Source organism: Devosia sp. ZW T5_3, assembly GCF_044987315.1.
Taxonomy (GTDB): Bacteria; Pseudomonadota; Alphaproteobacteria; order Rhizobiales; family Devosiaceae; genus Devosia.
In genome coordinates, this window is record NZ_JBJDRE010000013.1 from 1 (window position 1) to 26,323 (window position 26,323).

A 26,323-nucleotide genomic window follows, 5' to 3' on the forward strand; every position below is an offset into this window, starting at 1 on the left:
AAGTGGACAGAACCCGCTCCCCAAGCTAAGCAAACCGCGCCTCTAACTTCCGGTACGCGTGCCATGCCCGAATTGCTGCTCGAACTTTTTTCCGAGGAAATCCCCGCCCGCTTTCAGCGTCGTGCGGCTGAGGACCTGCGCAAGGGCGTGACCAATGCGCTGGTGGATGCGGGCCTGGTCTATGAAGGCGCCAAGGCCTTCGTGACGCCCCGCCGCCTGGCGCTGACCGTGACGGGCCTGCCCGCCCGCTCGCCCGACACGCGCGAAGAAAAGAAGGGCCCCAAGGTCGGCGCACCGCAACCCGCCATCGATGGCTTCCTGCGTGCTGCGGGGCTGGCCTCGATTGATCAGGCCAAAATCGAAAGCGATCCCAAAAAGGGCGATTTCTACGTCGCCCATATCAGCAAGCCCGGCGCCGATGCCGTTGATCTGCTGTCGGCCATTCTGCCCAAAATTCTCACCGATTTCCCTTGGGCCAAATCCATGCGCTGGGGCACAGGCACCTTCAATTGGGTGCGCCCGCTGCGCGCCATCACGGCGACGTTCGGCGCCGAAAACGAAGAGCCGGTCGTCATCCCCTTCGCCTCCAATGAGCTGAATTCGGGCCAGACCACGTTCGGTCACCGGTTCCTGGCGCCCGATGCCATCAAGGTGCGCCGTTTCGACGATTATGCGGCAGCGCTGGAGCGCGCTAAAGTGGTGCTCGACATCGACCGCCGCAAGGACATCATCAAGACCGATGCCGAGCACTTGGCCTTCGCGCAGGGCCTGACGGTGATTGCCGATGAAGGCCTGCTTGAGGAAGTGGCGGGGCTGGTCGAATGGCCCGTCGTCATGATGGGCTCGTTCGATCCCGATTTCCTCAAGCTGCCCGAAGAGGTGATCATCGCCACCATTCGCGCCAATCAGAAATGCTTCTGCCTGCGCGATGCCAATGGCAAGCTGGCGCCCAATTTCATCATCACCGCCAATACCATTGCCATCGATGGCGGCGCAGTGATCACGGCTGGCAATGAGCGGGTGATCCGCGCCCGCCTTTCTGATGCGGCCTTCTTCTACCAGGGCGATCTGGCGCTGCCGCTCGAACATGGCCTGCCCAAACTGGAAGACACCGTGTTCCACGCCAAGCTTGGCACCCAGTTCCAGCGCGTCGAGCGGCTGGTCAAACTTGCCGGCGAAATCGCCCCGCAAGTGGGCGCCAATCCCGAGCGCGCCAAGCGTGCCGCCATGCTCGCCAAGGCCGATCTCACCACCGGCATGGTCGGCGAATTCCCGGAATTGCAGGGCCTGATGGGCCGCTACTATGCCACTGCGCAGGGCGAGCCCGCCGATATCGCCACCGCCATCGAGATGCACTACAAGCCGCTCGGTCCCACCGACAAGGTCCCCACCGAGCCGACATCCATCGCTGTGGCGCTGGCCGACAAGCTCGATCTGCTCACCGGCTTCTGGGCCATCGACGAAAAGCCCACCGGCTCACGCGATCCCTTCGCTTTGCGCCGTGCGGCACTGGGTGTGATCCGCATCATTTCGGAAAATGGGCTCAAATTCCCGCTCAAGGTCGAGCCAGACCTGTTGGCCTTCTTCCACGACCGGCTCAAGGTGTCCCTGCGCGATGCAGGTGCCCGGCATGACCTGGTCGATGCGGTCATCTCGGCCGATAGCAACGATATCCTGACCGTCACCCAGCGCGCCGAGGCCCTCTCGACCCTGCTGTCGTCCGAAGATGGCAAGAACCTGCTGGCTGGCTACAAGCGGGCTGCCAATATCCTCGCCGCCGAGGAAAAGAAGGACGGCAAGAGCTACGCCGGTACTGTCGATCAAGACATCTTGCAGCTCGCCGAGGAAACCGCGCTGGCCTTCGCCGTCGATGCCGTGCACGCCGCCGTCTCGGCCCATGTGGCCAAGGACGACTACAAGGGCGCCATGGCTGAACTCGCGACCCTGCGCGCGCCGGTGGATGCCTTCTTCACCGCAGTCCTGGTCAACGACGCCGATCCGGCCGTCCGTGCCAACCGCCTGAACCTGCTGGCCCGCCTGCGCGATACCATGCATCTCGTGGCTGATTTCTCGAAGGTTGCCGGGTAAGGCAAAACGCCTGTGGGTCTGTGGGCCCCAATATCTCCACAACGTCACCACCGGGCTTGTCCCGATGGTCCATGGGATATTGCAGCACCGCTGGATTACCCGGACGAGCCGGGTAATGACGGCGTGGGTATGTCGAGCGAACTACCTTAGGCCGGCGTGGCGCACAAAACGCTGCCCATGTTCGTGCTGAACATGAACGAGGTCCTGCCGCCCTCGGTGCTGAAGCTGCCCGTGAGCCCGATATCGGCCAATGGGCCGCTGATGGCATTGACGCTATTGCCCGACGACGCCATTTGGCCTGTGCCGCCAATGGCGGTGCTGGAGCGGAAATCGTAGTCGCCCGCCGGCGCAAGGCTCAGCGTGCCGAAGGCGGCGCCTTGCATGTCGACGCAGAGATAAACGCCGGGCGGCGGGAACTGGGCGAAAGCGGGGCTCGTTAGCGCCATGGCCAACGCCGCACTGATCAAAAATCGTTTGCTCATGGGATGATATTGCGCTCGGTTGGCATCAACGCCAAATTAAACCGGCGCCGCTGCAAAAGGAAATATGCCAATGAGTGTCGGTTTGCTCGCTCTGCTCGATGACGTGGCTGGCCTGGTCAAGGTCGCCGCAGCCTCATTGGACGATGTTGCGGGGCAGGCGGCCAAGGCCGGCGTCAAGGCTGCGGGCGCGGTGATCGACGATGCGGCGGTGACCCCGCGCTATGTCGATGGCTTCACCGCCGACCGCGAATTGCCCATTGTCGGCAAGATCGCGCTGGGTTCGATCAAGAACAAGCTGATTTTCCTGCTCCCCGCAGCTCTCCTGCTCAGCGCCTTCGTGCCCTGGCTGATCACGCCATTGCTGATGATCGGCGGCGCCTATCTCTGCTATGAGGGCGCCGAAAAGGTGCTGCAGGCGCTGTTCCCGCATGCGGCCCATGGCCACGAAGCACAGGTGGAGGCCGCGCCACCCAATGCGACCGCGCTCGAGGAATCCAAGATCGCGGGGGCAATCCAGACCGATTTCATCCTCTCTGCCGAGATCATGACCATTGCCCTGGCGGCGATCGAAACCGGCAATATCATCAATGAAGCCATCATTCTGGCGGTCGTCGGCATCGGCATCACCGTCGTGGTCTATGGCGGCGTGGCGCTGATCGTGAAGGCCGACGATGTCGGGTTGTGGCTGGCAAAGAACGGGCGGACCGGCGGTGGCCGCGCCTTTGGCCGAGGCCTTGTCACCGGCATGCCGGTCTTCATGCAGATCCTGGGTGTGGTCGGCACGGCCGCCATGATCTGGGTCGGCGGCGGCATCGTCATCCACGGGCTGGTGAGCTTTGGCCTCTCCGCTCCCGAGCATGTGGTTGAGGCCGCGGCAGAGTGGGGTCAGCATTTGCTGCCGGCCATTGGCGATTTCGCCGCCTGGTTCATGACGGCTTTGGTCGACGGCATTGCCGGTCTGGCCCTGGGCGCCGCGCTGATCCCGATTGCGGGCTACGCCATCATGCCGGCCTGGAAGGCGATCCGGGGCCTGTTCGGCGGCAAGAGCGCCGCGAACCATTAATCAAAGATTGGACCGCGACGGCGCGCCACCGCGTTTGAACGGCGCCATGCCTTCATTGGCCAACTGATCGGCGCGTTCGTTCAGGTCGTGGCCATTGTGACCCTTGACCCAGTGCCAGGAAATCGTGTGGCGCTTGGTCGCTTCGTCCAGCGCCTGCCAGAGTTCGAGATTCTTCACCGGCTTCTTGTCAGCGGTCTTCCAGCCATTCTTCTTCCAACCGTGCATCCAGCTCTGCACGCCGTTTTTCACATATTGGCTATCGGTATGCAGCTCGACAATGCAGGGCCGCTTCAGCGCGTTGAGCGCCTCGATGGCAGCGGTCAGCTCCATCTTGTTATTGGTGGTCAGCTGCTCGCCGCCACTCAATTCCTTGGTCTTATCGCCATATTGCAGAATAGCGCCCCACCCGCCGGGCCCCGGATTACCCGAACAAGCGCCGTCGGTATGGATGATCACGGTGTCGGTCATGGGGCGGGCCGTTTCAAATCGTAGAATTGGTGGGGCATATCGGCAAACATCGCCGCATAGGTCGGCCGCATGCCGATCTTTTCGAGGACACGGCGAGACGCCGTATTGTCGCGATGTGCGAAAGCGATGAAATAGTCCTCGGGCCGGGTGGCAAAGAACCAGTCCCGCAGGCCAATCGCTATTTCGGTGGCATAGCCCTTGCCCCATGCCTGCGAAAACAGCCCATAGCCCAGTTCTGGCTCACCCGTCCGGGCATGGAGGCTAAATCCGGCACGGCCAAGCAATTGGGCATCGGCGCGGCTTTCGAGGCGGTGTTTGCCCAGGCCATGCTGTTCGAAATCCGCTATCCAGCCAGCAATGCGCTCGCGGCACTTCTCCATCGACCATGGAGCCCCCGCAATGTCATAAAACCGTGCCACCAGCGGGTCGGAATGCAGCCTGAACAGCTCATCGACCTGATCGGCCCGCCAAGGCACAATGCGCAAGCGCTCGGTCTCAAGGATCACGCGATCGCTCACCGCGCGACCGCAGCTTCAATCGTGCGCAGCTCGCGCGGGATGTTGAAGGCGATGTTTTCCTTGGCGGTGACGCGCGCTTCGACCTTGATGTCATAGCGCTGCGCAAAGGCCTCGATCACCTCATCCACCAGCTTTTCGGGGGCGGAGGCGCCGGCCGAGACACCCAACGATTTGATACCTTCAAACCGACCCCAATCGATATCGGCCGCGCGATCGACCAGCATGGCGATCTTGCAGCCGGCACGCTCGGCCACTTCAACCAGGCGCAGCGAATTGGAGGAATTGGGCGAACCCACCACGATCATCGCGTCGACTTCCGGCGCCACGGCCTTGATGGCCTCCTGCCGGTTGGTGGTGGCGTAGCAGATGTCTTCCTTGTGCGGGCCATTAATGGCGGGGAAGCGCTGCTTGAGGGCGGCGACGATCTCGCGGGTGTCATCGACCGACAGCGTGGTCTGCGTCACAAAGGCCAGCGTTTGCGGATCGCGCGGCTCGAAGCGGTTCGCGTCATCGATGGTTTCGATCAGCGTGATCGCGCCCACGGGCAATTGCCCCATCGTGCCCACCACCTCGGGATGGCCCTTATGGCCGATCAGCACGATTTCGTGGCCTTCGGCAAAATGGCGCTGGGCTTCCACATGCACTTTGGACACCAGCGGGCACGTCGCGTCGAGAAAGAACATATTGCGCGTCCGCGCATCGGCCGGCACGCTTTTGGGCACGCCATGGGCCGAGAACACCACCGGCGCGCCGGTATCGGGGATTTCGTCGAGCTCTTCGACAAAGATCGCGCCTTTATCGCGCAACCCGTCCACCACATATTTGTTGTGCACGATGGCGTGGCGCACATAGACGGGAGCGCCGTATTTTTCGAGCGCCAGCTCCACGATCTGGATGGCGCGATCGACGCCCGCGCAAAATCCGCGGGGGGCGCAGAGCAGAATGTCTAGTTGTGGCCGCTTTTCCATATGAGATCAGATGCTTTCGGCGCTGCGCCAAGTCAAGTCTTGTTGCAGCCGGTCTGGGTCATAGGCATTATGCACCCGTAAATATGGCAAGGACTTAACGGTGAGTTTGGCCCAGGAAATGTTCGCGATCGCCCCGGCCATGGGGAAGGCGAACCTGTCGGCCAGCCAGCTCAAGCTGCTGAGCGGCAAATCGCGCTGGATTTTTCGCGTCGGCGAAGCCGGCTTTCCAACCGTGCCCTCCATCTGCATCACCCGCGCCGCCTGGGATGCCCTGCAAGCCGAGCGGGCGCGGCGGGACGTCAAGCTGCGCACCCACTGGATCGCATGCCTCTTCAAGCTGGTGGACAAGGATGGCAATCCGCCGGTCCTCGTGGTCCGCACTTCGGCCGCCACGCATAATGGCGGGCTGATGCCGGCGAAGCTGGGCATTTCGGCCCCCGCCAATCCCGAGGATTCGGTCGATCCGGCCCGGCCACTGGCCAAGGCGATCAAGAATGCCTTTGACAGCTATGGCTTCGGTCAGGGCTGGACCAGCCCCCGCCAGGACGATGATCGGGGCAAGCAGATCGTGCTGGTGCAGGCGCTGGCCGATGGCGAGATCGAGCAATTTTTGACGCGCAATGCCGTGACGGGCGCGCTGGGTGCCTCGCCGATCAATGGCGGCCCGCTCCCCCGGCTGCCGGAGACTATCGAGCCGCTGGTCGCTTTGCTCGACGCCAAGGCCGGGCGCCATATGGTGTGTTCGGTCGCCATCAAGCGCGGTCAGGTGACGTTTGTTTCCGCGCGACCCATGCAGGTGACGGCGGCCGCGGATCTGGAAGCCGCGGTCGACCGCGTCAATCGCAAGGTCTGGTCGGCGCAAAATGCCGTCTCCCGCGTCGATCCGACGCGGCTGGCCCAATTGCTGCATCCGCGCATCCGCTCGACCGAGGGCGCGACGCCGATCGCGACGGGCCTGGGCGTATCGCCGGGCGCCGCCAGCGGCATCATCGTGTTCAACCCCGAAGACGCGGCGCGGCTGCGGGCGCGCGGCAAACACTGCATCCTGGTGGTCAACGAGACCGGCCCGGCCGATATCGAGGGCATGAAGGCGGCGACCGGCATCCTGACGGCGCGCGGCGGCATGTCCAGCCATGCCGGCGTCATCGCCCGCATCACCGGCAAACCCTGTGTTGCCGGGGTGCGCACGCTCTCGGTCGATGCCGCCGAAATGGTGTGCCGCATCGGCGACCGCGAATTCCGCAGCGGCGATAGACTCACCATCGATGGCAGCGACGGCTCGGTTTATCTGGGCACCCTGTCGCTGGCACAGCCCCATATCGGCGGGGCCATCGGCACGCTGCTGGGCTGGTCCGATGCCAGCCGCACCATTGCCGTGCGCACCAATGTGGAAACCGTGGAATCGGCCAATACGGCGCTCAGCTTCGGCGCCGAAGGCATTGGCCTGGCGCGGTCGGAGCACATGTTCTTTTCGCCCGAGCGCATGGTGGCGCTGCGCCGCATGATCCTTTCCGAGGACGAGGAAGACCGCAGCCGTGCCGTCAACGGCCTGGTGGATTTCCAAACCGGGGACTATTCGGCCCTGTTTTCGGCCATGAAGGGCCTGCCGGTCACCGTGCGGCTATTCGATCCGCCCTTGCACGAATTCCTGCCGCGCAGCGACGAGGATATCGAGGAAACCGCCGCTTCGCTGGGGCTGGCCGTGCGCGCGCTACGCCTGCGGCTTGAGCGGATCGCCGAGATCAATCCCATGCTGGGCCATCGCGGCGTACGGCTGGCCATCACCTATCCCGAAATCCTGCAAATGCAGATGCAGGCCATCATGGCCGGCGTGCGGGCGGCCAGCGAGAAGCAAAGCGAGCCGGTGGCCGTCGAGGTCATGGTGCCGTTCGTATCGACCGCCAGCGAAGTCGCCTGGGTGCGCGAGCGGGCCCATGCCATTGCCGCCAATTCGGGCCTGCTGCGCTCCGAGCGCGTGAAATTCTCCTTCGGCACCATGATCGAGCTGCCGCGCGCCTGCCTGCGCGCCGGGGACATCGCCAATATGGTGGACTTCATCTCCTTCGGCACCAATGATCTGACCCAGACCACGTTCGGCATTTCCCGCGACGACGCCCCAACCTTCCTAGCCGCCTATCAGCGCAAGGGCATCTATGAACGCGACCCCTTCGTCACCATCGACGAAAAGGGCGTGGGTGAAATGATCTCCATTGCCATCGAGCGGGGTAGGGCGGCCAATCCCCATCTCAAGATCGGCATTTGCGGCGAACATGCCGGCGATCCGGTCTCGCTCAAGTTCTTTGCAGGGCTCGGCGTCGACTATGTCAGTTGCTCACCCTATCGTGTGCCGGTGGCACGGCTGACGCTGGCGCAGACTTCTGCTTAAATAGTGCCCGACACTCCCCATATAAGGGCAATGAAGACTGGCGCCAATCGACCGGTCAGTTTGGGACGGGAACAAAGACCAAGTGAAATTCTTGCCGGTTTTGGCGCTGCTGCCGCTGTTTTTCGCAACTTCGCCACAGGCATTCGCGCAAACCAGCGGCGAGCAATGCGCTGCTATTGCTGGCGATGTCGAACGCCTGATCTGCTATGACGGAATATTCCGTGCCGCCACGACCAGCGGGCAAGACGTCAGCGTTTCCCTGGAATCCGAGCAGTTGATCCCCGCGCGTCCCAGCGGCCGCGCTCCGGCTGTCATGACCGTCTCCTGTGACGCGGGCCTGCTCAGCGTCGCCTTTGCTTTTGCGGGCAATACCCTCTCGGCACTGGGCAATGATGCCGGCCTGACGCTGCAATATGATGTGCAGGCCGCCCGCAGCCGTACCTTGCCGGTCAATGCCGACAATACCGCCGTGCTGATCAACAATAGCCGAGATGCGGAGGCGTTTCTTGATGGTCTCGTGGGTACGACCAACCTGACGGCGCGGGTGACCCCGGCCAATTCGCGGTCGCTGTCGGTGCGGTTCCGGGTGGATGGATTTATCGAGCAAGTCGCCCCGGTTCGGGCCGCCTGCAACTAGTCCTGCGACAAATCAGCCTTCACATTTCGGCCGGATAACGGCCATGTTGAGTCCTTTTGCGTGCCGGATTGCTCGTTTACGCGCTGCTAACCCTAATAAGCGATAACTTCTTCTATCGGCATTTTAGCGTCACTTTCGCCGATCAGTAGTTTTGTTGCGTAGCGTTGAGTAGTGTTTGATGGCCAGTCCACACCGGACCGCGGCGCGTTTGCGCCCGGCTAGAGCGGTTCGTCGGGGGCATCCCTTTGCCAAGCTGATGGCGGTAGGGGTGTTTTGCACCCTAAGCTATGCCGGCCTGACCGGCGGGGCCTTCGGCCCGGCTGCTGATCCCCTTGGTGATCTGGGCCTGCCCGGCGTCAAGATTGCCGAAGCCAGCCTGTCCTTTACCGGGACCGATGCAGTCATTACCGGTTCGGTCGATCACCTCTTCCAAACTGCCAGCTTCACCGGCCCCAACCGTGCCGAAAAGACCGACCGGGTCAGGCCAAAGGTCGATGCGCTCGCCATTTCCCGCAGCTTCGAGGAGGTGCGCACCCGCCTTGCCGCGCTTCGCTCCCCGCCACCGGACCCGACCGATCTGGGTCAATCCCGCCTTGCGGCCGTCACCGGCCAGGGTACGGGCGATGTGGAAGAGGGGCCGCGCATGTCCGTGGCCATGATCAATCCCAATGCTGCCGCGGCGCTCGACGCCATTGCCGGCATCGCCCCCAATGCTGGTGGCCCCATGGCGGCGCTGCCGCCGGGCGATCCCATTCCCGCCGTTGCCTCCGAACAACTGGCCTATGCCCGCGCCAATGCGCCGGTTACCGGCGGTTTCTCGGAAGGCGCTGTCATGCAGGCGTCCACCAAGGAACTCTGGTGCCTGGCCACTGCGATCTATTTTGAGGCGCGCGGCGAGGCCTATCGCGGGCAGGTCGCGGTGGCTCAGGTCGTGCTCAACCGCGTTAGGGATCATCGCTATCCCGATACGATCTGCGGCGTGGTGTTCCAGAACCAGCACCGGCGCAATTCCTGCCAGTTCTCGTTTGCTTGCGATGGCATTCCTGAGGTCGTTAATGACCAGAAATCCTGGGCGCAGGCTGAGGACATTGCCAAGCGCTTCACCGATGGCGAGCTGTATCTGACCGAGGTGGGCGACGCGACCCACTATCACGCCACCTATGTGCGCCCCGCCTGGGCTCCGCGCATGCAGAAGGTGACCCAAATCGGCCTGCACGTCTTCTACAAGTTCAAGAACGGCTGGATGTTTGGCTGATCAGCAGACGCGAACCGAGGCTGTGGCGATGCAGACGACGTCGCCCACCTGGCTCAGCGCAACGGCGCCTGTGTTGAGATAAAACCAGGAATTGCCGGGCTTGCTGTTGAACGAGGACCACCCGCCATTGCTCCAGAACGAGAAATGGTTGCGGTTTCGGTTATGCGGCCAGGGCGCGCGCTCGACCGAGATGCCGGGATACTGGATGTGGTTGGAGAACATCGCGTCGGTTGAATAGGTGCCGGTCGAGGTTGTGGTGATGTCGACATAGGACACTTTGCCCCTCTCGATCTTTTTGACCCGCGTGCTGGACAGCGGGGTGGTCGAAACCCAATCCTCGTTCTCTACCAGATAGTTAGTGCCTTCGAACTTGACGAGTTGGGAGGGATCAAATCCCGGCGCCGCAAACTCATCCCCGAATGCCTTGACCACAAAGCCAGGCCCGATTGCTGCCAGAACAGTGGCGCAGACGGCGCCGAGGGCCATGCCCAACAGCATATGACGATCTGGCAGATCCATGGTTTCCGTCCCGAAATGAAGCGTCGGCAGAGTTCTGTTAACGCTTCAGTAACCACGGCGGACGGCGCGTGGCAAAATTCATCCCTTGTTAGGGTTAATATCCACGGCTAGAGGGCGATGGCCTCGAAGGCGTCGACGAAGCGATCATGGGCTTCGCGGGTCGGCCAGGGCCGGATCAGGCGATCGAAGGCTTCGACGTCGAAGGCCGGCATGCTGGGTTCGCCGAAGAGTTTTCGCGCTTCGGTATCTTCGAAGCCGGCGAGATGGATGGCCTCGAAAAACGCGGCTTCGCGGTCGGCTTTCTTGATCAGCTTGGCAAGTGCGCCGGTCTGCGCAGAGGGCAGCGAGAAGCGCAGGTAAATCGCTGACAGCAAACGATTTTCGACGTCTTTGTAATTGCCGCCCATGGCCGCCTTGAAGGGCGAGATGATGTCGCCCATGACATATTCAGGGGCGTCATGCAGCAGGGCCTGCAACTGGGCGACGCCCTCGCAATCGGGATTGTGGGCACGGAAGAGTTCGAGCACCAGCACAGAATGCTGGGCGACGGAAAAGGGATAATCGCCCAGTGTTTGCCCGTTCCAGCGGGCCACACGGGCAAGGCCATGCGCGATGTCGGAGAGCTCGACATCCATCGGCGAGGGATCGAGAATATCGAGCCGGCGACCCGACAACATACGTTGCCAGGCGCGTCCACTAGCGCGTGCCATGATGCCCCGAAAACCAGGAATGAGTTACCTGACTGTTAACCCTGACGGCTCGATTCGCCAACAATGGCTACTCATCTGCGACAGTCTCGCCGAACTGATAGGTGGCCCAGCCCGGCAGGCTGACCGATACCGGTTTGCCATCGACCGTGACCGCAGCCGGATCGGTAATGCGGTCGAGCCGCAAAATGGCGACAGCCTTGCCATCGACCACGGCGCCAATGCTGCCGGCCTCACGTGTGCCGGCCATGACGGGCGTGCCGGCCGCGGCCTCGATGCCAGAAACAATCACCGGCCGCCGCCTTGCGGTTCCGCGATGCTTCATGCGGGACACGACTTCCTGGCCGACATAGCAGCCTTTGACGAAATCGATGCCGTCCAAAATATCCATGCCCAGATCATGAGCGAAGGCATCCATGCCGGGGAAATCGGGACCAAGCTGGGGAATGCCGCGGGCAATGCGGGCGGCGTGGTAGGCTCGGTCATCGGCCGCCCACCCGGCCGTCGCTTCAACCGGAGCGATGATGCGCCAACCCAATTCGGTCCCATCCCGGTGGGAGATCAACTCGGGCGCGGGCGCATCGGAAAAGCCGACGCGGTGGCTTTCCCGCAGATCGTCGATCACCACCTGGGCGCGCAGGCGATACATTTTCATGCGCTTGAAGAAATCGTCGGCCACCGACTGATGCACGTCGAGCCAGAGCGCGTCGTCGGCCCAACCGGCCAGTCCCTCGGCCAAAACCTTGCCCTGCGCGGAGAGCAGCGCCCACCAGGCGGCGACGCCCGGCTCGTGCGGAATGGGACCGGTGACCACGTCATTGACCAGTTTATGCGCATCCGGCCCCGAAAAGCGGAAAACGGCACGGTCGGCACGCAAAAGAATGGTCATCGGACGCTCCGAACAGAGGCTCCCGCTGTGGCGGGAATGACCCGGTGATGGGATGGACAGGCAAGGCCGCGACCTTTTAGAACCAGACGCAATCAACCATCGGCGGGACCACAGACATGGCGCACTACGACACGATTTTCAAGAACGCTACGCTGGTCAACCATGACGGCGAGGGGCAATCCGATATCGGCGTCAGCGGCGGGCGGATCGCGGCTCTGGGGGCGCTGGCGGGCGACACTGCCGATGCGGTGGTGGATTGCAAGGGGCTGCATATCCTGCCCGGCGTCATCGATACGCAGGTGCATTTCCGCGAACCCGGCCTGACCCATAAGGAAGACCTTGAATCAGGCTCGCTCTCGGCGGTGATGGGCGGGGTGACGGGCGTGTTCGAAATGCCCAATACCAACCCGCTGACCACCAGCCGGGAAACCTTTGAGGCCAAGATCGCCGCCGGCACCAATCGCATGCATTGCGACTTCGCCTTCTATATCGGGGGCACCCATGAAAATGTCGGCCAATTGGCGGAGCTCGAAAAGCTGCCCGGCTGCGCCGGCGTCAAAGTGTTCATGGGGTCTTCGACGGGCTCGCTGCTGGTGGCGGACGATGATGGCGTGGAAGCCATTCTGCGCACGATTTCCCGCCGCGCGGCCTTCCACTCCGAAGACGAATATATGCTCGAGCAGCGCAAGCATCTGCGCGTGCCGGGCGATCCCTCCAGCCACCCGGTCTGGCGCTCGCCCGAAGTGGCGCTCAATTCCACCAAGCGTCTGGTGGGTCTGGCCCGCAAGACAGGCAAGCGCATCCATGTGCTGCATATCTCGACCGGCGAAGAGATCGCCTATCTGGCCGACCACAAGGATGTGGCCAGCGTCGAGGTGACGCCGCACCATCTGACGCTGGACGAGACGGCTTACACTCGGCTGGGCACCTATGCCCAGATGAACCCGCCGGTGCGCGACAAGGCGCATCGCGAGGCAATCTGGGGCGGCGTGCATAATGGCGTCGCCGATATTCTGGGCTCCGACCACGCCCCACATACGCGCGAGGAAAAGGACCACGCCTATCCCGATTCCCATTCGGGCATGACCGGCGTGCAGACGCTGGTGCCGACCATGCTCGATCACGTCAATGCCGGAAAGCTGAACCTGGCGCGGTTTGTGGATATGACCAGTCATGGGCCCAACCGGCTGTTCGGTATCGCCAATAAGGGCCGCATCGCTGTGGGCTACGATGCCGACCTGACCATTGTCGATCTCAAGCGCCGCGAGACCATCACCAATCAATGGGTGAAAAGCCGGGCCGGCTGGACGCCCTATGATGGCGTGACGGTGACCGGCTGGCCCGTGGGTACGATCGTGCGCGGCAAGACGGTGATGTGGCAGGGGGAATTGGTGACGCCGTCGACAGGGCAGCCGATGCGGTTTTTGGAGGCGTTGGCGGCGGGGTAGGGGGCTATCGCTGGGGGACCATTTTTCGCGCCGATACATCGCGCGTGTTGCGCGCGCTTGGTGCATGGAGAAGGCAAGAGGGCGGCCCATTGGTCATAATCAGACCCGCCGAGCGCGGTGACGCACAGACGCTCACCACATTGATGCATCAATCGAGTGCCTATGCCGGCACTTATGCCAGCATTCTGGACGGCTATGCGGTTACGCCCGAGCAGATAGACGGTGACATTTTCTACGTCGCTGACCTTGAGGGAGCGATTGCTGGCTTTTACAGCCTGACGCTGGGCGATGAGCCGGAGCTCGATCTTATGTTCATTGCGGATCACGCGCAGGGAATGGGATTGGGTGCCAGGCTGTTTCAGCACATGATTGCCCAAGCCCAGGGGCGTGGCATCGCTTCAATCACGATCGTCTCCCATCCGCCCTCCGTCGGGTTTTACCAAAGGATGGGTGCCACGATCACCGGAACCAAAGCGCCTAATGTGAAGGTGAGCTGGGAACGTCCAATCCTGAGGCTGGTCGTCTCAGAGTAGGGCTTGGATTACGACGCGAGCGGGAATGACGCGGTGGTGAGAGGCGTGAGTTTGGCGCGTAGGGAGTGCGTGCTTGGCGGGATGGTTTGAACCGACCTCGTCGCGGGCATTGGCGCCGCTTGGGTCGCCGGCTACAAACTGACACACATCATGAGGACGATGACGATGGCCGAAGTGTTGGACGCGGGACCGTTTTTTCACGGTACGATTGCGGATTTGCGGGTGGGGGATTTGCTCAAGGCGGGGTATCGGTCGAACTATCGTCCTGAAGTGGTGATGAACCATATTTACTTCACCGCCCGTGTGGACGGCGCCGGGCTGGCCGCCGAAATCGCGGCGGAACTGGCCGGAGGCGGAGCGGTGCCGCGTGTTTATGCGGTGGAGCCGACCGGGACATTCGAGAATGACCCGAACGTGACCGACAAGAAATTTCCCGGCAATCCCACCCGGTCATATCGCAGCAGCGCACCGCTGCGGGTGGTTGGCGAAATCACCGATTGGACCAAGTTGACACCCGAAGCATTGCAGATGTGGCGGGAACGACTGATCGCGGTGCCCCCGGACAAGCGGGGCGAAATCATCAATTGATGGTGGGTGCCAGAGGGCGGCACTTGGCCGGCTGCTACTGCAAAACCCGATCCAGATTGTATTCGCCCGAACGGATGCGGTCGGGGAGCATGGCGATGAGGTCCGCGGTGGCTTCGTCGCCGTGGAGTTTGACGAAGGTGGCGAGCGCGGCGAACAGCGAGGCGTGGGCCAGGGCCGCGCTTTCCAGGCCATCGTCTTCGGCGTGGTTCCAGGCTTCGGCCAGATATTCGAGCGCGAGTTGGCGCTCGCTCTGCTCGCGATCGAAGGGGCCCAGCCCGGACGCCGGCGAAAACATGGACTTGGTCGTGGTCATAGGCCTTGGGTTACCACGCTGGGAGCGTGAGATCGCGTAAGAAGTAACCCGAAGGTTAACGGGTGGTGCGAAATGCTATCGAGTTAGTAAACCGTTTAACCTCTCGTTAACCCACGGTCTATTCGGCAAACCGCGTATGGATGTCGCGCGCGGTGCGTTCGGCCTCGGTCAGCAGGCGCGTCAGGGCTTCATGCGCGGCGGGGGTGCAGGCGCGGTGAAAGCGGGCATAGGCGGTGTAGCCGCCGTTGAACGCTCCGGCGAGGCGCTGGCGGCGATCTTCGTCGGGTTCGTCAAGGCTGATCAGATCGGACATCTGGGCACGCCAATCGGTAGTGCCGGCCTTGCACAGCGGCTGCAGAAAATAGAGGCTGCCCATGATCTCGGCCAGCCGCTCCATTTCGCGCTGGTAGAGCGGATCGATGGCCATGGCCGGCGGGGCAATGAGGCCCAGCGTCAGCAGCACGATCATCGCTTTGAACAGTCTTGCCATAGGTCCCGTCGCCCTTGTCCGCGGCGCTTGTATCAGCTTTGCGTCACCGCCGCGAAGGCCTTCGCGAGGACGTCATCGAGGCGGCTGGTGGTGCGGAAGGCGACGAGGGCTGCCGGGGCCACCCATTTGTGATCGCTGATTTCGTCGGAGGCAAAGAAGGCGCCGGAAAAATCGGTGCTGGCGAAGACGGCGAGCCGGAAGGTCTCGCCCTGGCCCAGCAATTGCACCATGACGGGTTTCAGATTGCGCACGGCAAGCCCCACTTCCTCGCGGATTTCCCGTGTCGCGCATTGCTCGATGGTTTCGTCCGCCTCAATGCGGCCGCCGGGCAGGGTCCACAAATGCTGGTAGGGCGCATAGGCGCGCTTGATCAGCAGCACCTTGCCATCGCGGATCAGGGCAACACTGGCGGCGTTCGGGGTCTCGGTCACTGATGGGTCCATTTGCGATTCGCGTTTCCACAGACTACCTCTTTGGCGACCGATTCCGGAGACCCCTCACATGTGCGGACGCTATGCATCGACCTTGCCGCCCGAGCAGATGGCGGAGCTGTTCAAACTGCTCAACAGCGTTGAGTCGGTGCCGCGCTATAATATTGCGCCGACGCAGCCGGTGATTGCCATCTGGGAGGAGTCCGGCCGGCGCGAGGGACACTTTGCGCGCTGGGGGCTGGTGCCGCGCTGGGTGAAGGACCCGCGCGAATTTCCGCTGCTGATCAATGCTCGCGTTGAGACCATGGCGGAAAAACCCGCCTTTCGCGACGCGCTCAAGCATGGCCGCTGCATCATTCCGGCCAGCGGCTATTACGAATGGCACACCAATCCCGATAAATCCAAGCAACCCTATTACATCACCCTGGCTGATGACCGGCCGATGGCGCTGGCCGGACTCTATGCCACCTGGGTAGGGCCCGAGGGCGAGGAAATCGACAGCGTCGCCACCATCACCGTGCCGGCCAATGGGCAGCTTTCCGCGGTGCATGACCGGATGCCGGCCATTCTTGAAGGCGACGCGATCGAGCAATGGCTCGATGTGCGCGGGGTTACGGCCAAGGCCGCCCATCAATTGGCGCTGCCGCTGGAGGATGGGGTGGTCAAGTTCCATCCGGTGTCGACGCGGGTCAATTCGGCGCGGGATGATGATCCGGGGCTGATTGCTGAGGTCACGGTGGAGCGGCCGGCGCCGGTGCGGAAGAAGGCGGCGGGTGGGCAGCTGGATCTGTTTTAGACGCCGATGCTGAAATAGCCCAGCGCGTCGCCCATGGCGTCTTCTTCATAGCCCAGATGGGACAGCAGCACGCGTTCGAGCGCGTGGTAGATGGTCAGCGTGGTCTCGAAATTGGTGGGATTGGGATCGCCGGCGAGGGCGTTGAGCGCGTCGACCAGGCGGATGAGCAATTCATGCACCACGACATGCTCGGCCCGCAGGCGATCGGCGATTTTGCGGAAGGCTTCGCCTTGTTCGGCCAAAGCCGGGAAGATCGCATAATCCTCGATGGAATGGTGGGTGTTGACGATCTGGCAATGCTGGCCGCAGAGGTTCCCGAAGCGGCGATAATTGGCGACGATGGCCAGCTCGGACGTTTCCGCCTCGATTTCAGCCGCGGTGACACTGCCGGCCCTGGCGCGCTCGATCAGCTTGCCGAGCGTGCGCATATTGTGGCGCAGATGATCGTGGATCATCCGCAGGTGCTGGCCCGGCTGGCGCTGTTCCTCGGTGAGGTTTTCCAACGCAACCGGAGGCGGACGGGTGGCGTCGTCAAGGAATTCGACGCCGGCAAGGGGCAGGATCTGGGTCATGGCGCTGAAATGGCGCCTAAGGTGCCATTTCGCAAGTAGGTACTAAAAAGTGACTGTTCAGGGCAGCATCTTGCCCGGATTGAGGATGTTCTTGGGGTCGAGCGCGGTCTTGATCGCCCGCATCATATCGAGCGCGACGGGGTCTTTGACCTGGCGCAACAGATCGATCTTGAGCTGGCCGATGCCGTGTTCCGCTGAAACCGAACCGCCCAGCTTGAGCACGATTTCGTAGATCGCTTCGTGCAGCTTCTCGTCGGCCTCAGCCATGAAGGTCTTGGGATCGGCCCCGACCGGCTGGCTGAAATTGAAGTGGATATTGCCGTCGCCCATATGGCCGAACGGCACCGGGCGGATGCCGGGGAACAGGCGCTCGGCGGCCGCGGAGCCTTCGGCAATGAGCTGGGGTACGGCGGCGATGGGCACCGACACGTCATGCTTGATCGAGGCGCCTTCCTTGGATTGCACTTCGCTCATCTGCTCCCGGAAGGCCCACATGCGGGTGCGATCGGCGAGGGACTCGGCGAGCACCGCATTGTCGATCAGCTGGCGCTCGAAGGCGGTCTCGATGGCGGCCTGCAACAGCCCGGCCTGCCCGCCCGCCATGCGCGAAATTTCGATCAACGCATACCAGGGGGAGGGGCCGGCAGTGGGATCACGATCCAGCATGGCATGGCGCAGTTGCATGTCGAGGCCAAGCGAAGGCACGATCTCGAAGGCATTGAGGCGCCCGCCCAGCCGTTCGCGCAGGAGTTGGAACAGGGTGAGCGCCGCTTCGGGGCCCGCGATATTGACGATGCAGGTCTCGTAATCTTCCGGCTTGGGGAAGAGCTTGAGGGTTGCCGCGGTGATGATGCCCAGCGTGCCCTCGGCGCCCACCAGCAGGTCCTTGAGATCGTAGCCGGTATTGTCTTTTTTCAGCGAATTGAGGCCCTGATAGAGCCGCCCATCGGCCAGCACTGCCTCGACGCCCATGGTGAGTTCGCGGGCATTGCCATAGGTCAGCACATTGACGCCGCCGGCATTGGAGGAGAGCAGGCCGCCAATGCGGGCGGAACCCTGCGAGGCGAGCCAGAGCGGAAAAATCGTGCCCTGCGCTTCGGCCGCCTTGTGCGCGTTTTCGAGGATGACGCCGGCCTCTGCCGTCATGGCGCCGGCCGCGGGATCGACGCTGCGGATTTTGTCGAGGCGGGTGAGGCTGATGATGACTTCATCGCCGCGCAGCGGCACTTGTGCGCCCACCAGCCCGGTATTGCCGCCCTGGGGGATGAGGCCCACGCCGTGCTCATTGGCCCAGCGGACAATGGCCTGCACTTCGACAACCGAAGCGGGCAGCACGATCGCGGCGGCGCTTTTGTGGAAGCGCTTGCGGGGCTCGTTGAGATAATTGCCCATCTGTTCTGGCACGCCGATGACGGCGGCGGGGCCTACCAGAGTGGTGAGTTGTGCAATGATATCGGTGACGGAAAGGGGCATGAAAAAACCGGACTTTGGCGGCCGGACGGCCGGGGCACGAACTTGCCTTGTCGGGACAACCATTGCGGCAAGTGAGCGCCACAATGGCCCCTCGATGGTGGGCAGGCAAGCGCGGCATGGCTGCTTTCCAATTTGGACGGTGGCGTGACCAGGGGAATCCGCTACGGTGAGTGCCATTCACTCTGATAGGACGCGTTGCACAACGCGGGAATAAGCACATGACAGCCTTGGTCTGGCCGGAAATCTACTTCATCCGGCATGGTGAAACGCCCTGGAACGCCGAACGCCGCTATCAGGGGCGCAAGGACATTCCGCTCAACGAAAAGGGCAAGGGCCAGGCCAACCAGAACGGGCTGACGCTGGCGGCTCTGTTCAAGGCGCGCGGGCTCGATCCCAAGGCGTTTGAATGGCACGCCTCGCCGCTCAATCGCACCCGCGACACCATGGATCGCGTGCGGGCGGGCTTTGATATCCACCTGCCCGAGGTGAAATACGATGTGCGGCTGATGGAGATTTCCTTCGGCGTGCTCGAAGGCGAATTGTTCGAGCAGCTGCCGGCCAATATGGCCGTGGCACCGGGCGAGCGCACCGAAGATTATTGGGATTTCCGCCCTGAGAATGGCGAGAATTATCGTGACGTCGAAGCCCGGCTTGAGGAATTCGCAGCGGTGCTGACTGGCCCGTCCGTGGTCGTTGCCCATGGCGGCATCGCCCGCACTTTGCGCGTGCTGATCGAGCATGCCCCGATCGTGGAAGTCATCAACTGGGCGCCCCCACAGGACGCGGTGATGCACTTCACGCCGGGTAAGATGGAACTGCTGCGGGTGGGCGACGTCTGAGGCATCTTGTCGTCTCGTCTCATCAGGCATATGTTGTGGCATATGCCTGAATGGAGGCGCCTATGAGCGAGATCAAAACGGCAAGCCTGTTCCGCAACGGCCGCAACCAGGCCGTACGTATTCCGGTGGAATTTGAGATGCCGGGCACCGAAGTCACCATCCGCAAGGACGGCGACAAGCTGGTCATCGAGCCCAAGGCACACAAGACCTTGGGAGAAATTCTGGCGTTCTACGGCCCGGTTGATTTCCCAGACATCGATGATTCCGATCTCTTGCCGCTCGACGAGCCCGACCTGTGACGTTCCGCGCCATGCTGGACACCAACATCATGTCCACCATGATGCGGCAGGGAGCGGGTCGGCTTTGGCAGCGCGTCGAGCGTTTTGGCACAGGCAATATTTGCGTCAGCGCGATTGCCACCGCAGAACTGCGTTATGGCGCCGAATTCCGGCGTTCGCCACGTTTGCATGCTGAAATCGATGAAATTCTGACGGTTATCCGTTCCGTGCCTTTCGAGGCTCCGGCCGACGCCATTTATGGCTCAATCCGCACGCATCTGCGGCTTGCCGGAACGCCCATCGGCGGCAACGATCTCTTCATCGCGGCCCACGCCTTGGCGCTCGATCTCACGCTCGTTACCGCCAATGTCGGCGAGTTTTCCCGGGTGCCCAATCTAAAGATCGAGAACTGGCTTGATTGACCTGACCGTCCCTCCTGCCTAGAAAGCCCTCAACCATGGGGCCGCGTCATGTCGTTCAATACTTTCGGACATCTCTTCCGTTTCACCACCTGGGGCGAGAGCCATGGGCCTGCGCTTGGGGTGGTGGTGGATGGGTGCCCCCCGGGCATCGTGTTGACGCCGGAGTTGATCCAGCGCGATCTTGATCGGCGCAAGCCGGGGCAATCGAAATATACCACGCAGCGCCGCGAGGCCGATGAGGTGAAAATCCTGTCTGGCGTGTTCGAGGACGAGCGCACCGATGGATCGCGCACGACCGGTACGCCGATCTCGCTGATGATCGAGAATACCGATCAGCGCTCCAAGGACTATGCCGAGATTCGCGACAAATACCGGCCCGGCCATGCCGACTATACCTATGACCAGAAATACGGCATTCGCGACTATCGTGGCGGCGGCCGCACCTCGGCGCGCGAAACCGCGGCGCGGGTAGCGGCTGGGGCGGTGGCGCGGCAGGTTTTGGCGGGGATTTCCATTCGCGCGAGCCTCGTGCAGGTCGGGCCACACAAGATCGATTACAATAATTTCGATTGGGACCAGGTCGACCAGAACCCGTTCTTCTGCGCCGATGCCCAGGCGGCGGCGATGTGGGCCGACTATCTCGATGGCATCCGCAAGGAAGGCAATTCGGTGGGTGCGGTGATCGAGGTGGTGGCCGAGAATGTGCCGGCCGGCTGGGGCGCACCGATCTATGGCAAGCTGAGCGCGGATCTCGCGTCTGCCATGATGAGCATCAATGCGGTCAAGGCGGTGGAAATTGGCGCCGGGTTCGAGGCGGCAAGCCTGACCGGCATCGAGAATGCTGACCAGATGCGCAGCGGCGAGAACCGGCCCTATTTCCTGTCCAACCATGCCGGTGGCATTCTGGGCGGGATTTCCAATGGCGATCCGATCGTGTGCCGCTTTGCGGTCAAACCGACCTCCTCGATCATCACGCCGCGGCAGACGGTGACGACGATGAACGAGGACACCGATATTGTCACCAAGGGTCGGCATGACCCCTGCGTGGGCATTCGCGCGGTGCCGGTGGGCGAGGCTATGATGGCGCTGGTGCTGGCCGATCATTATCTGCGCCATCGCGGGCAGACTGGGCGCGAGGGTGCGGTGGGGTTTGAGCGGAACTGAGGGTTCCGAGTACCCCCTCCTAGCCTCCCCCTGATAGGGGGAGGGATCTCTCCACTCTTGGAGCTGGATCGAGTTCTAACCACAAGGCGGTTCCTCCCCCTATCAGGGGGAGGTTAGGAGGGGGTATCCCCTACCGAGCAAACACCAACACCGTCTCCACATTCCCATCGCCACCGGCAATCGGTGAGGTCACCGAGTTCCGGTGCTGGAAGCCCTGGGCTTGCATGAAGGCGATGACGTCGGTCAAGGCGGCCTGGATGGCCTCTTCGCTGGTCACGATGCCGCCCTTGCCGACATTGCGGCGGCCGACTTCGAATTGGGGTTTGAACAGGATCACCGCGTCGGCGCTCGGAGTGCAGAGCGCCAGCGGAGCTTCGAGCACCTTGATGACCGAGACGAAGCTGACATCGGAGACCAATAGGTCAATCGGCTCGGGGATCATCTCAGCGGTCAGGTCGCGGGCATTGACGCCCTCCATGCTGACCACGCGGTCGCTGCCCTTGAGGCGTTCGTGCAATTGGGCGTGGCCGACATCGACGGCGTAGATGCGGCGGGCGCCGCGTTCCATCAGGACCTGGGTGAAGCCGCCGGTGGATGAGCCGACATCAATGCAGGTTTTGCCTGTGGCGTCGATATTGCCAGCTTCGAGCCCGGCCACCAGCTTGAGGGCGGCGCGGGACACGTAATTGGCTGCGGGATCGCTGAGGGCGAGCTTGTCGTCGCGGCCAACCATCTGGTTCTGCTTGACGGCGGTGACGCCGTTGACGGTCACCGTGCCGCGCAGAATGGCGTCGCGCGCGCGGGCGCGGCTGGGCACGAGGCTCCGTTGTTCGAGCGCCAGATCGAGCCGGATACGCTCACTCATCCTTGCACCAGCCGCTTGACCTTGGCGAGCGCGGTGCTGCCCGCCTCTTCATAGGCGACGGTGCCCTCGAACTTGCCTTCGGCGTCGATCAGGAAGGTCAGCGCGGTGTGATTGACCAGATAATAGGGATCGTTGGGCTCGCCGGCCTTTTCGGAGAAGACGCCGAAAGCGGCTTTGATCGCTTCGGTCTGCGCCGCGTCGCCAACCAGGCCAATGATCGAGGGATCAAAGCCTTCGACATAGCCTTTGACGGCGTCGAGCGTGTCGCGTTCGGGATCGACGGTGACGAAGATGATGCGGAGCTGATCGGGCGTCAGGCCGAGCTGGGTGCGCCAGGCGGTGGTTTCGGCCAGCGTGGTCGGGCACACATCAGGGCAGAAAGTGTAGCCGAAGAAAATCAGGCTTGGTTTGCCCTTGAGATCGTCCTGCGTGAACGTGCCGCCGGCGGTCGAGGCCAGGGCGAATTGCTGGGTGGCGAAATTGAGCGGCGCCGGCCTTGCGGGCGGGCGCAGCACATAGAGCGCGGTGGCGCCCAAAGCCACGACGGCGACCAGGCTCCACAATACGATGCGGAAATTGCGGAGGGATTTGCTGGTCATGGCAGGGCGCTAGGCGTCCAGCGGCTCGGTGCCGGTGGGCTTGCCATCGCGGGACAGGGTGATCTTTTCGATACGGGCTTCGGCCGTGCGCAACAGGGTTTCGCAATGGGCCTTCAGGGCCTCGCCGCGCTCATAAATGGCGATGGATTCGGCCAGCGGCGCGCGGCCCGACTCGAGCTTGCCAACGATTTCCTCGAGCTGGGCCAGAGCGGCCTCAAAGCTCAGCGTTTTCACATCGTCATTGGTAGCTTCGGCCATGCGGGGCTCCTTAGATTATGCGTCCAGTTCGGTGATGGAGGGCTGCAAATGGCGGTTTCCTCCGCTTCCGGTGCTCACGTACCCAAAAGTACGTTGCGCTCCGGTTCTCGAAAACCACCATTTTCGCCTCTCCCTGACCGAATTGTCCGCACAATCTAGTCTTCGAGGCGGCCTACGGCGCCGTCCATCAGCATGGCAACGTGATGCGACGCACCGCCCGCCAGCCCTTTGAGGTCATAGCCACCTTCGAGCAGCGACACAATGCGGTTGCCGCAGCAGCGTTCGGCCACATCCATCAATTTTCCGGTGAGCCAGCTGAAGTCCGAGGATTCCCAATTGAGCTGGGCCAGAGGATCGAGGCGATGGGAGTCGAAGCCGGCCGAAAGCAGCAGCAGGTCGGGTGAAAAATCGATCAGCGCGGGGATGATGCGGGTGAGATAGGCGTCGCGCATGGCAGCGCCATCCGAATTGGCGTCGAGCGGCACATTGACGATATTGCCGACGCCGGTTTCGCGGGGATGTCCGGTGCCGGGATAGAGCGGCATCTGGTGGCTGGAGGCGTAGAACACCGTCGGATCGGCTTTGAAAATATCCTGCGTGCCATTGCCGTGATGCACGTCGAAATCGACAATGGCGATGCGCTCGGCGCCATATTTGCGCTGGGCCTCGCGGGCGGTGATGGCGACGGTATTGACCAGGCAAAAGCCCATCGGCCGGTCGATTTCGGCATGGTGGCCGGGTGGCCGAATGGCGCAGAAGGCGTTGTCGGCTTGCCCCAGCAGCACAGCATCGAGCGCCATGAGGGCCCCGCCAATGCCGGTGGCGACGGCGTCGAGCGAGCGGGCGGAAATGAAGGTGTCGGGGTCCAATTGGCCAATGCCCTCGGCGGGGCGGGCGGCGCGCAATTGGGGGAGATAGCGGGCATCGTGCACCAGCTCGGCCAGCATCAGATCGCCAGTCGGCGCATTGCGGCGGACCAGGGCGTCAAAGCGCGAACGGGCGAGGGCTTCTTCGATCGCGACAATGCGGTCGGGGCGCTCGGCATGACCCGGCGGGGTGACGTGATCGGCAAAATCTGGCTGGCTGACGAGAAGCGTGGTCACTCGGGGCTCCGGTTTCCCTGCACTTCGTCTTGACGTGGCGGGGCGTCATTGTCAAACAACGGCCATGACGAAGACTGGTGAATTGAGCGTTCCTGAGCCGAAAACAGTGGACGAAGCAGCCGCGATCCTGCTTGCGGGCAAGCTGTGCGCGTTTCCCACCGAAACGGTCTATGGCCTGGGGGCGGATGCGACCGACCCCGATGCAGTGCTCTCGATCTACGAAACCAAGGGCAGGCCGCGCTTTAATCCGCTGATCATTCACTGCGCGGATATTGCCATGGCCGAGACGCTCGCCGTGTTTTCGCCGGCGGCGCACAAGATTGCCGCGCTCTGGCCGGGGCCGCTGACGCTGGTGCTGCCGGCGCGAAAGGACAATGGGCTAGCCGATGTGGCGACCGCCGGGCTCGACACGGTGGCGATCCGTATTCCCGACCATCCGGTGGCGCTGGAGCTGCTGGCAGCGGTGGGGCGGCCGCTGGCGGCGCCATCGGCAAATCCATCGGGGCGGCTATCGCCGACCAATGCCTATCAGGTGCGGCTCGGCTTTGCCGGGCGGGTGCCGGTGCTGGATGGCGGGCCGTGCCGGGCGGGGGTGGAATCCACCATTATCCGGGTCGATGGCGATCGGTTGATCCAGTTGCGGTCCGGCGCCATGGCGCGAGGGGATATCGAACTGGTGCTGGGGACAGTGGTGGAGCTGGCGGAGAAGGATGCCGCGATTGCAGCGCCCGGCATGCTGCTCAGCCATTATGCGCCCGATGCGCTGATGCGGCTGAATACCGAACCGCGCGAGGGGGAGGCTTATCTGGCGTTCGGCGCGGCGGTGGCGTTTGACGGGCCGGTGCGCAATCTGTCGCCGTCGGGGGATTTGAAGGAAGCGGCGCGGAACCTGTTTGCCATGCTGCATGAGCTGGATGCGGAGGGGCGTGGGGTGATCGCGGTGGCGCCGATTCCGGATGAGGGACTGGGCGAGGCGATCAATGATCGGTTGCAAAGGGCTGCGGCGCCAAGGGGGTAGGGAGAGGAATGCTTCTTCCCTTCTCCCCCCGTGGGAGAAGGTGCCCGAAGGGACACCGAATTCGCGAAGGCGAATTTCGGTTGGGATGAGGGGGCCTTCCGGGCTACTGGGCATGGCGGACGCAGTACCCCTCACCCTGTCATTTCTGCTGAACGCAGAAATGCCGTCCCTCTCCCACAAGGGGCGAGGGGGGCTCTGTGGGTGGGCTAGTTGTCCCGCACCTTATACGGCTTCTGATCGCGCATGAATCTTGCCAGGGCTTCGAGATCCGCGTCGCCGCCGGGGGGTAGCACGACTTTCAGGTTCACATAGAGGTCGCCGCCGCCATGGAGGCCCTTGCCTTTGAGGCGGAGGGATTTGGCGGTGTCGACGCCGGGGGGCAGGGTGAGTTCGACCGATCCGTCGAGCGTGGGGACGCGCACCTTGGTGCCCAGCACGGCTTCGTAGAGCGTGATGGGGACATCGGTGCGCAGGTCCGCGCCGTCGCGGCGGAATTGCTTGGATTTTTCAAAGCGCACGGTAACCAGGGCATCGCCCGGCTCGCCGAAGGGATTGGGATTGCCCTGGCCCTTGAGGCGGATCTGCTGGCCTTCCTCGACCTTTTCGGGAAGCTTGACCGACAGCACCTTGCCCGAGGGCATGCGCACGGGGATCGACGCGGCCTTGTGGGCATCCTCGAGCGAGACGGCCGCAGTGACGACGACGTCATCGCCCTTGGGTGCGCCTCGTGCGCCGCCAGCGGCTGCGCCGGCAAAGGGGTCCCATTGGGCGCCACCGGCCGGGCCGCGACCGGCACCACCGCGAGGCTGGCCGCCAAAGCCGCTCATAAATTCCTTGAGAATGTCCTCGGCCGAGAACCCGCCCTGGCTGGAACGGCCGCCACGTGCGGCGCCCGGATTGAAGCCGGCAAATTTGGGATTGCCGTCGGCATCGATCTCGCCCCGGTCAAACTGGGCGCGCTTTTCCGCATTGGTCAGCAGGTCATAGGCATTGGTCGCCTCGGCAAACTTGCCGTGCGCTGAGGTATCATCGGGATTTTGGTCGGGGTGATACTTCTTGGCGAGTTTGCGATAGGCGGACTTGATGTCCTTCTCGCTCGCCGAACGTGGCACCCCAAGCACGGTATAGGGATCGCGCATCTGGTCCATTCAAT

The 26,323-nt window shown here is 62.9% G+C and carries 31 protein-coding genes; 14 read left to right on the plus strand and 17 right to left on the minus strand.

Annotation, left to right across the window (positions count from 1 at the left end; translation table 11 throughout):
• The first annotated feature begins 63 nt into the window (after nt 1–63).
• A complete protein-coding gene (gene glyS / locus ACI3KW_RS16125) occupies nt 64–2,088 on the plus strand; it encodes a glycine--tRNA ligase subunit beta (protein ID WP_404848917.1) in 2,025 nt (674 codons plus the stop codon).
• Between the two features lie 146 nt (nt 2,089–2,234).
• On the opposite strand, the gene ACI3KW_RS16130 is transcribed toward glyS, so the two are convergent.
• On the minus strand, nt 2,235–2,570 hold the full coding sequence (locus ACI3KW_RS16130; RefSeq protein ID WP_404848918.1) for a hypothetical protein: 336 nt from the start codon (nt 2,568–2,570) through the stop codon (nt 2,235–2,237).
• A gap of 70 nt (nt 2,571–2,640) precedes the next feature.
• Between ACI3KW_RS16130 and ACI3KW_RS16135 the strand changes: the two genes are divergently transcribed.
• The gene (locus ACI3KW_RS16135; RefSeq protein ID WP_404848920.1) at nt 2,641–3,633 is read left to right on the plus strand and encodes a DUF808 domain-containing protein; all 993 of its coding nucleotides are present in this window, start codon (nt 2,641–2,643) and stop codon (nt 3,631–3,633) included.
• On the opposite strand, the gene rnhA is transcribed toward ACI3KW_RS16135, so the two are convergent.
• The 3 genes from rnhA to ispH are packed head-to-tail and all read right to left on the minus strand — an operon-like array spanning nt 3,634 to nt 5,587.
• Nucleotides 3,634–4,101: a ribonuclease HI gene (gene rnhA, locus ACI3KW_RS16140; RefSeq protein ID WP_262169448.1), complete on the minus strand. Its 468-nt coding sequence runs from the start codon at nt 4,099–4,101 to the stop codon at nt 3,634–3,636.
• Complete coding sequence (locus ACI3KW_RS16145; RefSeq protein WP_404848921.1) at nt 4,098–4,607, minus strand: GNAT family N-acetyltransferase; 510 nt, start codon at nt 4,605–4,607, stop codon at nt 4,098–4,100. The genes rnhA and ACI3KW_RS16145 overlap by 4 nt, the downstream gene beginning before the upstream one ends.
• 8 nt (nt 4,608–4,615) lie before the next feature.
• On the minus strand, nt 4,616–5,587 hold the full coding sequence (gene ispH / locus ACI3KW_RS16150) for a 4-hydroxy-3-methylbut-2-enyl diphosphate reductase (protein WP_404848922.1): 972 nt from the start codon (nt 5,585–5,587) through the stop codon (nt 4,616–4,618).
• 100 nt (nt 5,588–5,687) lie between these two features.
• Here ispH and ACI3KW_RS16155 point away from each other — a divergent pair, with 100 nt between their 5' ends.
• The 3 genes from ACI3KW_RS16155 (at nt 5,688) to ACI3KW_RS16165 (ending at nt 9,865) form a co-directional block, all read left to right on the plus strand.
• Nucleotides 5,688–7,973, plus strand: coding sequence for a putative PEP-binding protein (locus ACI3KW_RS16155; protein ID WP_404848923.1), 2,286 nt, complete (start codon nt 5,688–5,690; stop codon nt 7,971–7,973).
• Between the two features lie 82 nt (nt 7,974–8,055).
• Nucleotides 8,056–8,610: a hypothetical protein gene (locus ACI3KW_RS16160; protein WP_404848924.1), complete on the plus strand. Its 555-nt coding sequence runs from the start codon at nt 8,056–8,058 to the stop codon at nt 8,608–8,610.
• 268 nt (nt 8,611–8,878) lie between these two features.
• A complete protein-coding gene (locus tag ACI3KW_RS16165) occupies nt 8,879–9,865 on the plus strand; it encodes a cell wall hydrolase (RefSeq protein WP_404848925.1) in 987 nt (328 codons plus the stop codon).
• On the opposite strand, the gene ACI3KW_RS16170 is transcribed toward ACI3KW_RS16165, so the two are convergent.
• The 3 genes from ACI3KW_RS16170 to ACI3KW_RS16180 all read right to left on the minus strand — a co-directional run bounded on the left by ACI3KW_RS16170 (nt 9,866) and on the right by ACI3KW_RS16180 (nt 11,980).
• Entirely contained in the window at nt 9,866–10,384 is a 519-nt protein-coding gene (locus ACI3KW_RS16170; protein ID WP_404848926.1) for a hypothetical protein, read from the minus strand. It abuts the gene before it with no gap.
• Between the two features lie 107 nt (nt 10,385–10,491).
• Nucleotides 10,492–11,094: a hydrolase gene (locus ACI3KW_RS16175; protein ID WP_404848927.1), complete on the minus strand. Its 603-nt coding sequence runs from the start codon at nt 11,092–11,094 to the stop codon at nt 10,492–10,494.
• 67 nt (nt 11,095–11,161) lie between these two features.
• Nucleotides 11,162–11,980, minus strand: a complete 819-nt coding sequence (locus tag ACI3KW_RS16180) for a YgfZ/GcvT domain-containing protein (RefSeq protein WP_404848928.1) — start codon at nt 11,978–11,980, stop codon at nt 11,162–11,164.
• A gap of 116 nt (nt 11,981–12,096) precedes the next feature.
• Here ACI3KW_RS16180 and ACI3KW_RS16185 point away from each other — a divergent pair, with 116 nt between their 5' ends.
• The 3 genes from ACI3KW_RS16185 (at nt 12,097) to arr (ending at nt 14,549) form a co-directional block, all read left to right on the plus strand.
• Complete coding sequence (locus tag ACI3KW_RS16185) at nt 12,097–13,428, plus strand: dihydroorotase (RefSeq protein ID WP_404848929.1); 1,332 nt, start codon at nt 12,097–12,099, stop codon at nt 13,426–13,428.
• A gap of 89 nt (nt 13,429–13,517) precedes the next feature.
• Entirely contained in the window at nt 13,518–13,961 is a 444-nt protein-coding gene (locus ACI3KW_RS16190; RefSeq protein WP_404848930.1) for a GNAT family N-acetyltransferase, read from the plus strand.
• Between the two features lie 159 nt (nt 13,962–14,120).
• Entirely contained in the window at nt 14,121–14,549 is a 429-nt protein-coding gene (gene arr, locus ACI3KW_RS16195) for an NAD(+)--rifampin ADP-ribosyltransferase (protein ID WP_404848931.1), read from the plus strand.
• Between the two features lie 34 nt (nt 14,550–14,583).
• Here the strand turns inward: arr and ACI3KW_RS16200 are convergent, their stop codons facing one another.
• The 3 genes from ACI3KW_RS16200 to ACI3KW_RS16210 all read right to left on the minus strand — a co-directional run bounded on the left by ACI3KW_RS16200 (nt 14,584) and on the right by ACI3KW_RS16210 (nt 15,783).
• The gene (locus ACI3KW_RS16200) at nt 14,584–14,862 is read right to left on the minus strand and encodes a hypothetical protein (RefSeq protein WP_052153269.1); all 279 of its coding nucleotides are present in this window, start codon (nt 14,860–14,862) and stop codon (nt 14,584–14,586) included.
• Nucleotides 14,863–14,980: 118 nt separating this feature from the next.
• Nucleotides 14,981–15,352 (minus strand): TIGR02301 family protein, encoded by a 372-nt coding sequence (locus ACI3KW_RS16205; protein WP_404848932.1) that lies wholly within the window; start codon nt 15,350–15,352, stop codon nt 14,981–14,983.
• 32 nt (nt 15,353–15,384) lie between these two features.
• Nucleotides 15,385–15,783: an NUDIX hydrolase gene (locus tag ACI3KW_RS16210; RefSeq protein ID WP_404848933.1), complete on the minus strand. Its 399-nt coding sequence runs from the start codon at nt 15,781–15,783 to the stop codon at nt 15,385–15,387.
• A 70-nt stretch (nt 15,784–15,853) separates the two neighbouring features.
• Between ACI3KW_RS16210 and ACI3KW_RS16215 the strand changes: the two genes are divergently transcribed.
• Nucleotides 15,854–16,579, plus strand: a complete 726-nt coding sequence (locus tag ACI3KW_RS16215) for an SOS response-associated peptidase (RefSeq protein WP_404848934.1) — start codon at nt 15,854–15,856, stop codon at nt 16,577–16,579.
• Here ACI3KW_RS16215 and ACI3KW_RS16220 read toward each other — a convergent pair.
• Together ACI3KW_RS16220 and ACI3KW_RS16225 are read right to left on the minus strand one after the other, a co-directional pair.
• Nucleotides 16,576–17,151 carry a hemerythrin domain-containing protein gene (locus tag ACI3KW_RS16220; RefSeq protein ID WP_404848935.1) on the minus strand — a complete coding sequence of 192 codons (576 nt, stop codon included), beginning with the start codon at nt 17,149–17,151 and terminating at the stop codon, nt 16,576–16,578. The two genes, ACI3KW_RS16215 and ACI3KW_RS16220, sit on opposite strands and share 4 nt — an antisense overlap.
• Before the next feature lie 57 nt (nt 17,152–17,208).
• A complete protein-coding gene (locus tag ACI3KW_RS16225; RefSeq protein ID WP_404848936.1) occupies nt 17,209–18,624 on the minus strand; it encodes an FAD-binding oxidoreductase in 1,416 nt (471 codons plus the stop codon).
• Nucleotides 18,625–18,842: 218 nt separating this feature from the next.
• Here ACI3KW_RS16225 and ACI3KW_RS16230 point away from each other — a divergent pair, with 218 nt between their 5' ends.
• The 4 genes from ACI3KW_RS16230 to aroC all read left to right on the plus strand — a co-directional run bounded on the left by ACI3KW_RS16230 (nt 18,843) and on the right by aroC (nt 21,327).
• Nucleotides 18,843–19,463 (plus strand): histidine phosphatase family protein, encoded by a 621-nt coding sequence (locus ACI3KW_RS16230; protein ID WP_404848937.1) that lies wholly within the window; start codon nt 18,843–18,845, stop codon nt 19,461–19,463.
• Nucleotides 19,464–19,525: 62 nt separating this feature from the next.
• Nucleotides 19,526–19,762 carry an antitoxin gene (locus tag ACI3KW_RS16235; protein WP_404848938.1) on the plus strand — a complete coding sequence of 79 codons (237 nt, stop codon included), beginning with the start codon at nt 19,526–19,528 and terminating at the stop codon, nt 19,760–19,762.
• Nucleotides 19,759–20,163 (plus strand): type II toxin-antitoxin system VapC family toxin, encoded by a 405-nt coding sequence (locus ACI3KW_RS16240; RefSeq protein WP_404848939.1) that lies wholly within the window; start codon nt 19,759–19,761, stop codon nt 20,161–20,163. Before ACI3KW_RS16235 ends, ACI3KW_RS16240 begins: the two co-directional genes overlap by 4 nt.
• A gap of 48 nt (nt 20,164–20,211) precedes the next feature.
• Nucleotides 20,212–21,327, plus strand: a complete 1,116-nt coding sequence (gene aroC, locus ACI3KW_RS16245; protein ID WP_404848940.1) for a chorismate synthase — start codon at nt 20,212–20,214, stop codon at nt 21,325–21,327.
• Nucleotides 21,328–21,457: 130 nt separating this feature from the next.
• Here the strand turns inward: aroC and ACI3KW_RS16250 are convergent, their stop codons facing one another.
• The 4 genes from ACI3KW_RS16250 to ACI3KW_RS16265 form a co-directional block, all read right to left on the minus strand.
• Nucleotides 21,458–22,192 carry a TlyA family RNA methyltransferase gene (locus ACI3KW_RS16250; protein ID WP_404848941.1) on the minus strand — a complete coding sequence of 245 codons (735 nt, stop codon included), beginning with the start codon at nt 22,190–22,192 and terminating at the stop codon, nt 21,458–21,460.
• Nucleotides 22,189–22,791 (minus strand): SCO family protein, encoded by a 603-nt coding sequence (locus ACI3KW_RS16255; protein WP_404848942.1) that lies wholly within the window; start codon nt 22,789–22,791, stop codon nt 22,189–22,191. Before ACI3KW_RS16255 ends, ACI3KW_RS16250 begins: the two co-directional genes overlap by 4 nt.
• 9 nt (nt 22,792–22,800) lie before the next feature.
• Entirely contained in the window at nt 22,801–23,049 is a 249-nt protein-coding gene (locus tag ACI3KW_RS16260; protein ID WP_404848943.1) for an exodeoxyribonuclease VII small subunit, read from the minus strand.
• Nucleotides 23,050–23,204: 155 nt separating this feature from the next.
• The gene (locus tag ACI3KW_RS16265; RefSeq protein WP_404848944.1) at nt 23,205–24,152 is read right to left on the minus strand and encodes a histone deacetylase family protein; all 948 of its coding nucleotides are present in this window, start codon (nt 24,150–24,152) and stop codon (nt 23,205–23,207) included.
• 64 nt (nt 24,153–24,216) lie between these two features.
• Between ACI3KW_RS16265 and ACI3KW_RS16270 the strand changes: the two genes are divergently transcribed.
• Nucleotides 24,217–25,170 (plus strand): L-threonylcarbamoyladenylate synthase, encoded by a 954-nt coding sequence (locus ACI3KW_RS16270; RefSeq protein ID WP_404848945.1) that lies wholly within the window; start codon nt 24,217–24,219, stop codon nt 25,168–25,170.
• A 206-nt stretch (nt 25,171–25,376) separates the two neighbouring features.
• Here the strand turns inward: ACI3KW_RS16270 and ACI3KW_RS16275 are convergent, their stop codons facing one another.
• On the minus strand, nt 25,377–26,309 hold the full coding sequence (locus ACI3KW_RS16275) for a DnaJ C-terminal domain-containing protein (protein WP_404849056.1): 933 nt from the start codon (nt 26,307–26,309) through the stop codon (nt 25,377–25,379).
• Nucleotides 26,310–26,323 lie beyond the last annotated feature (14 nt).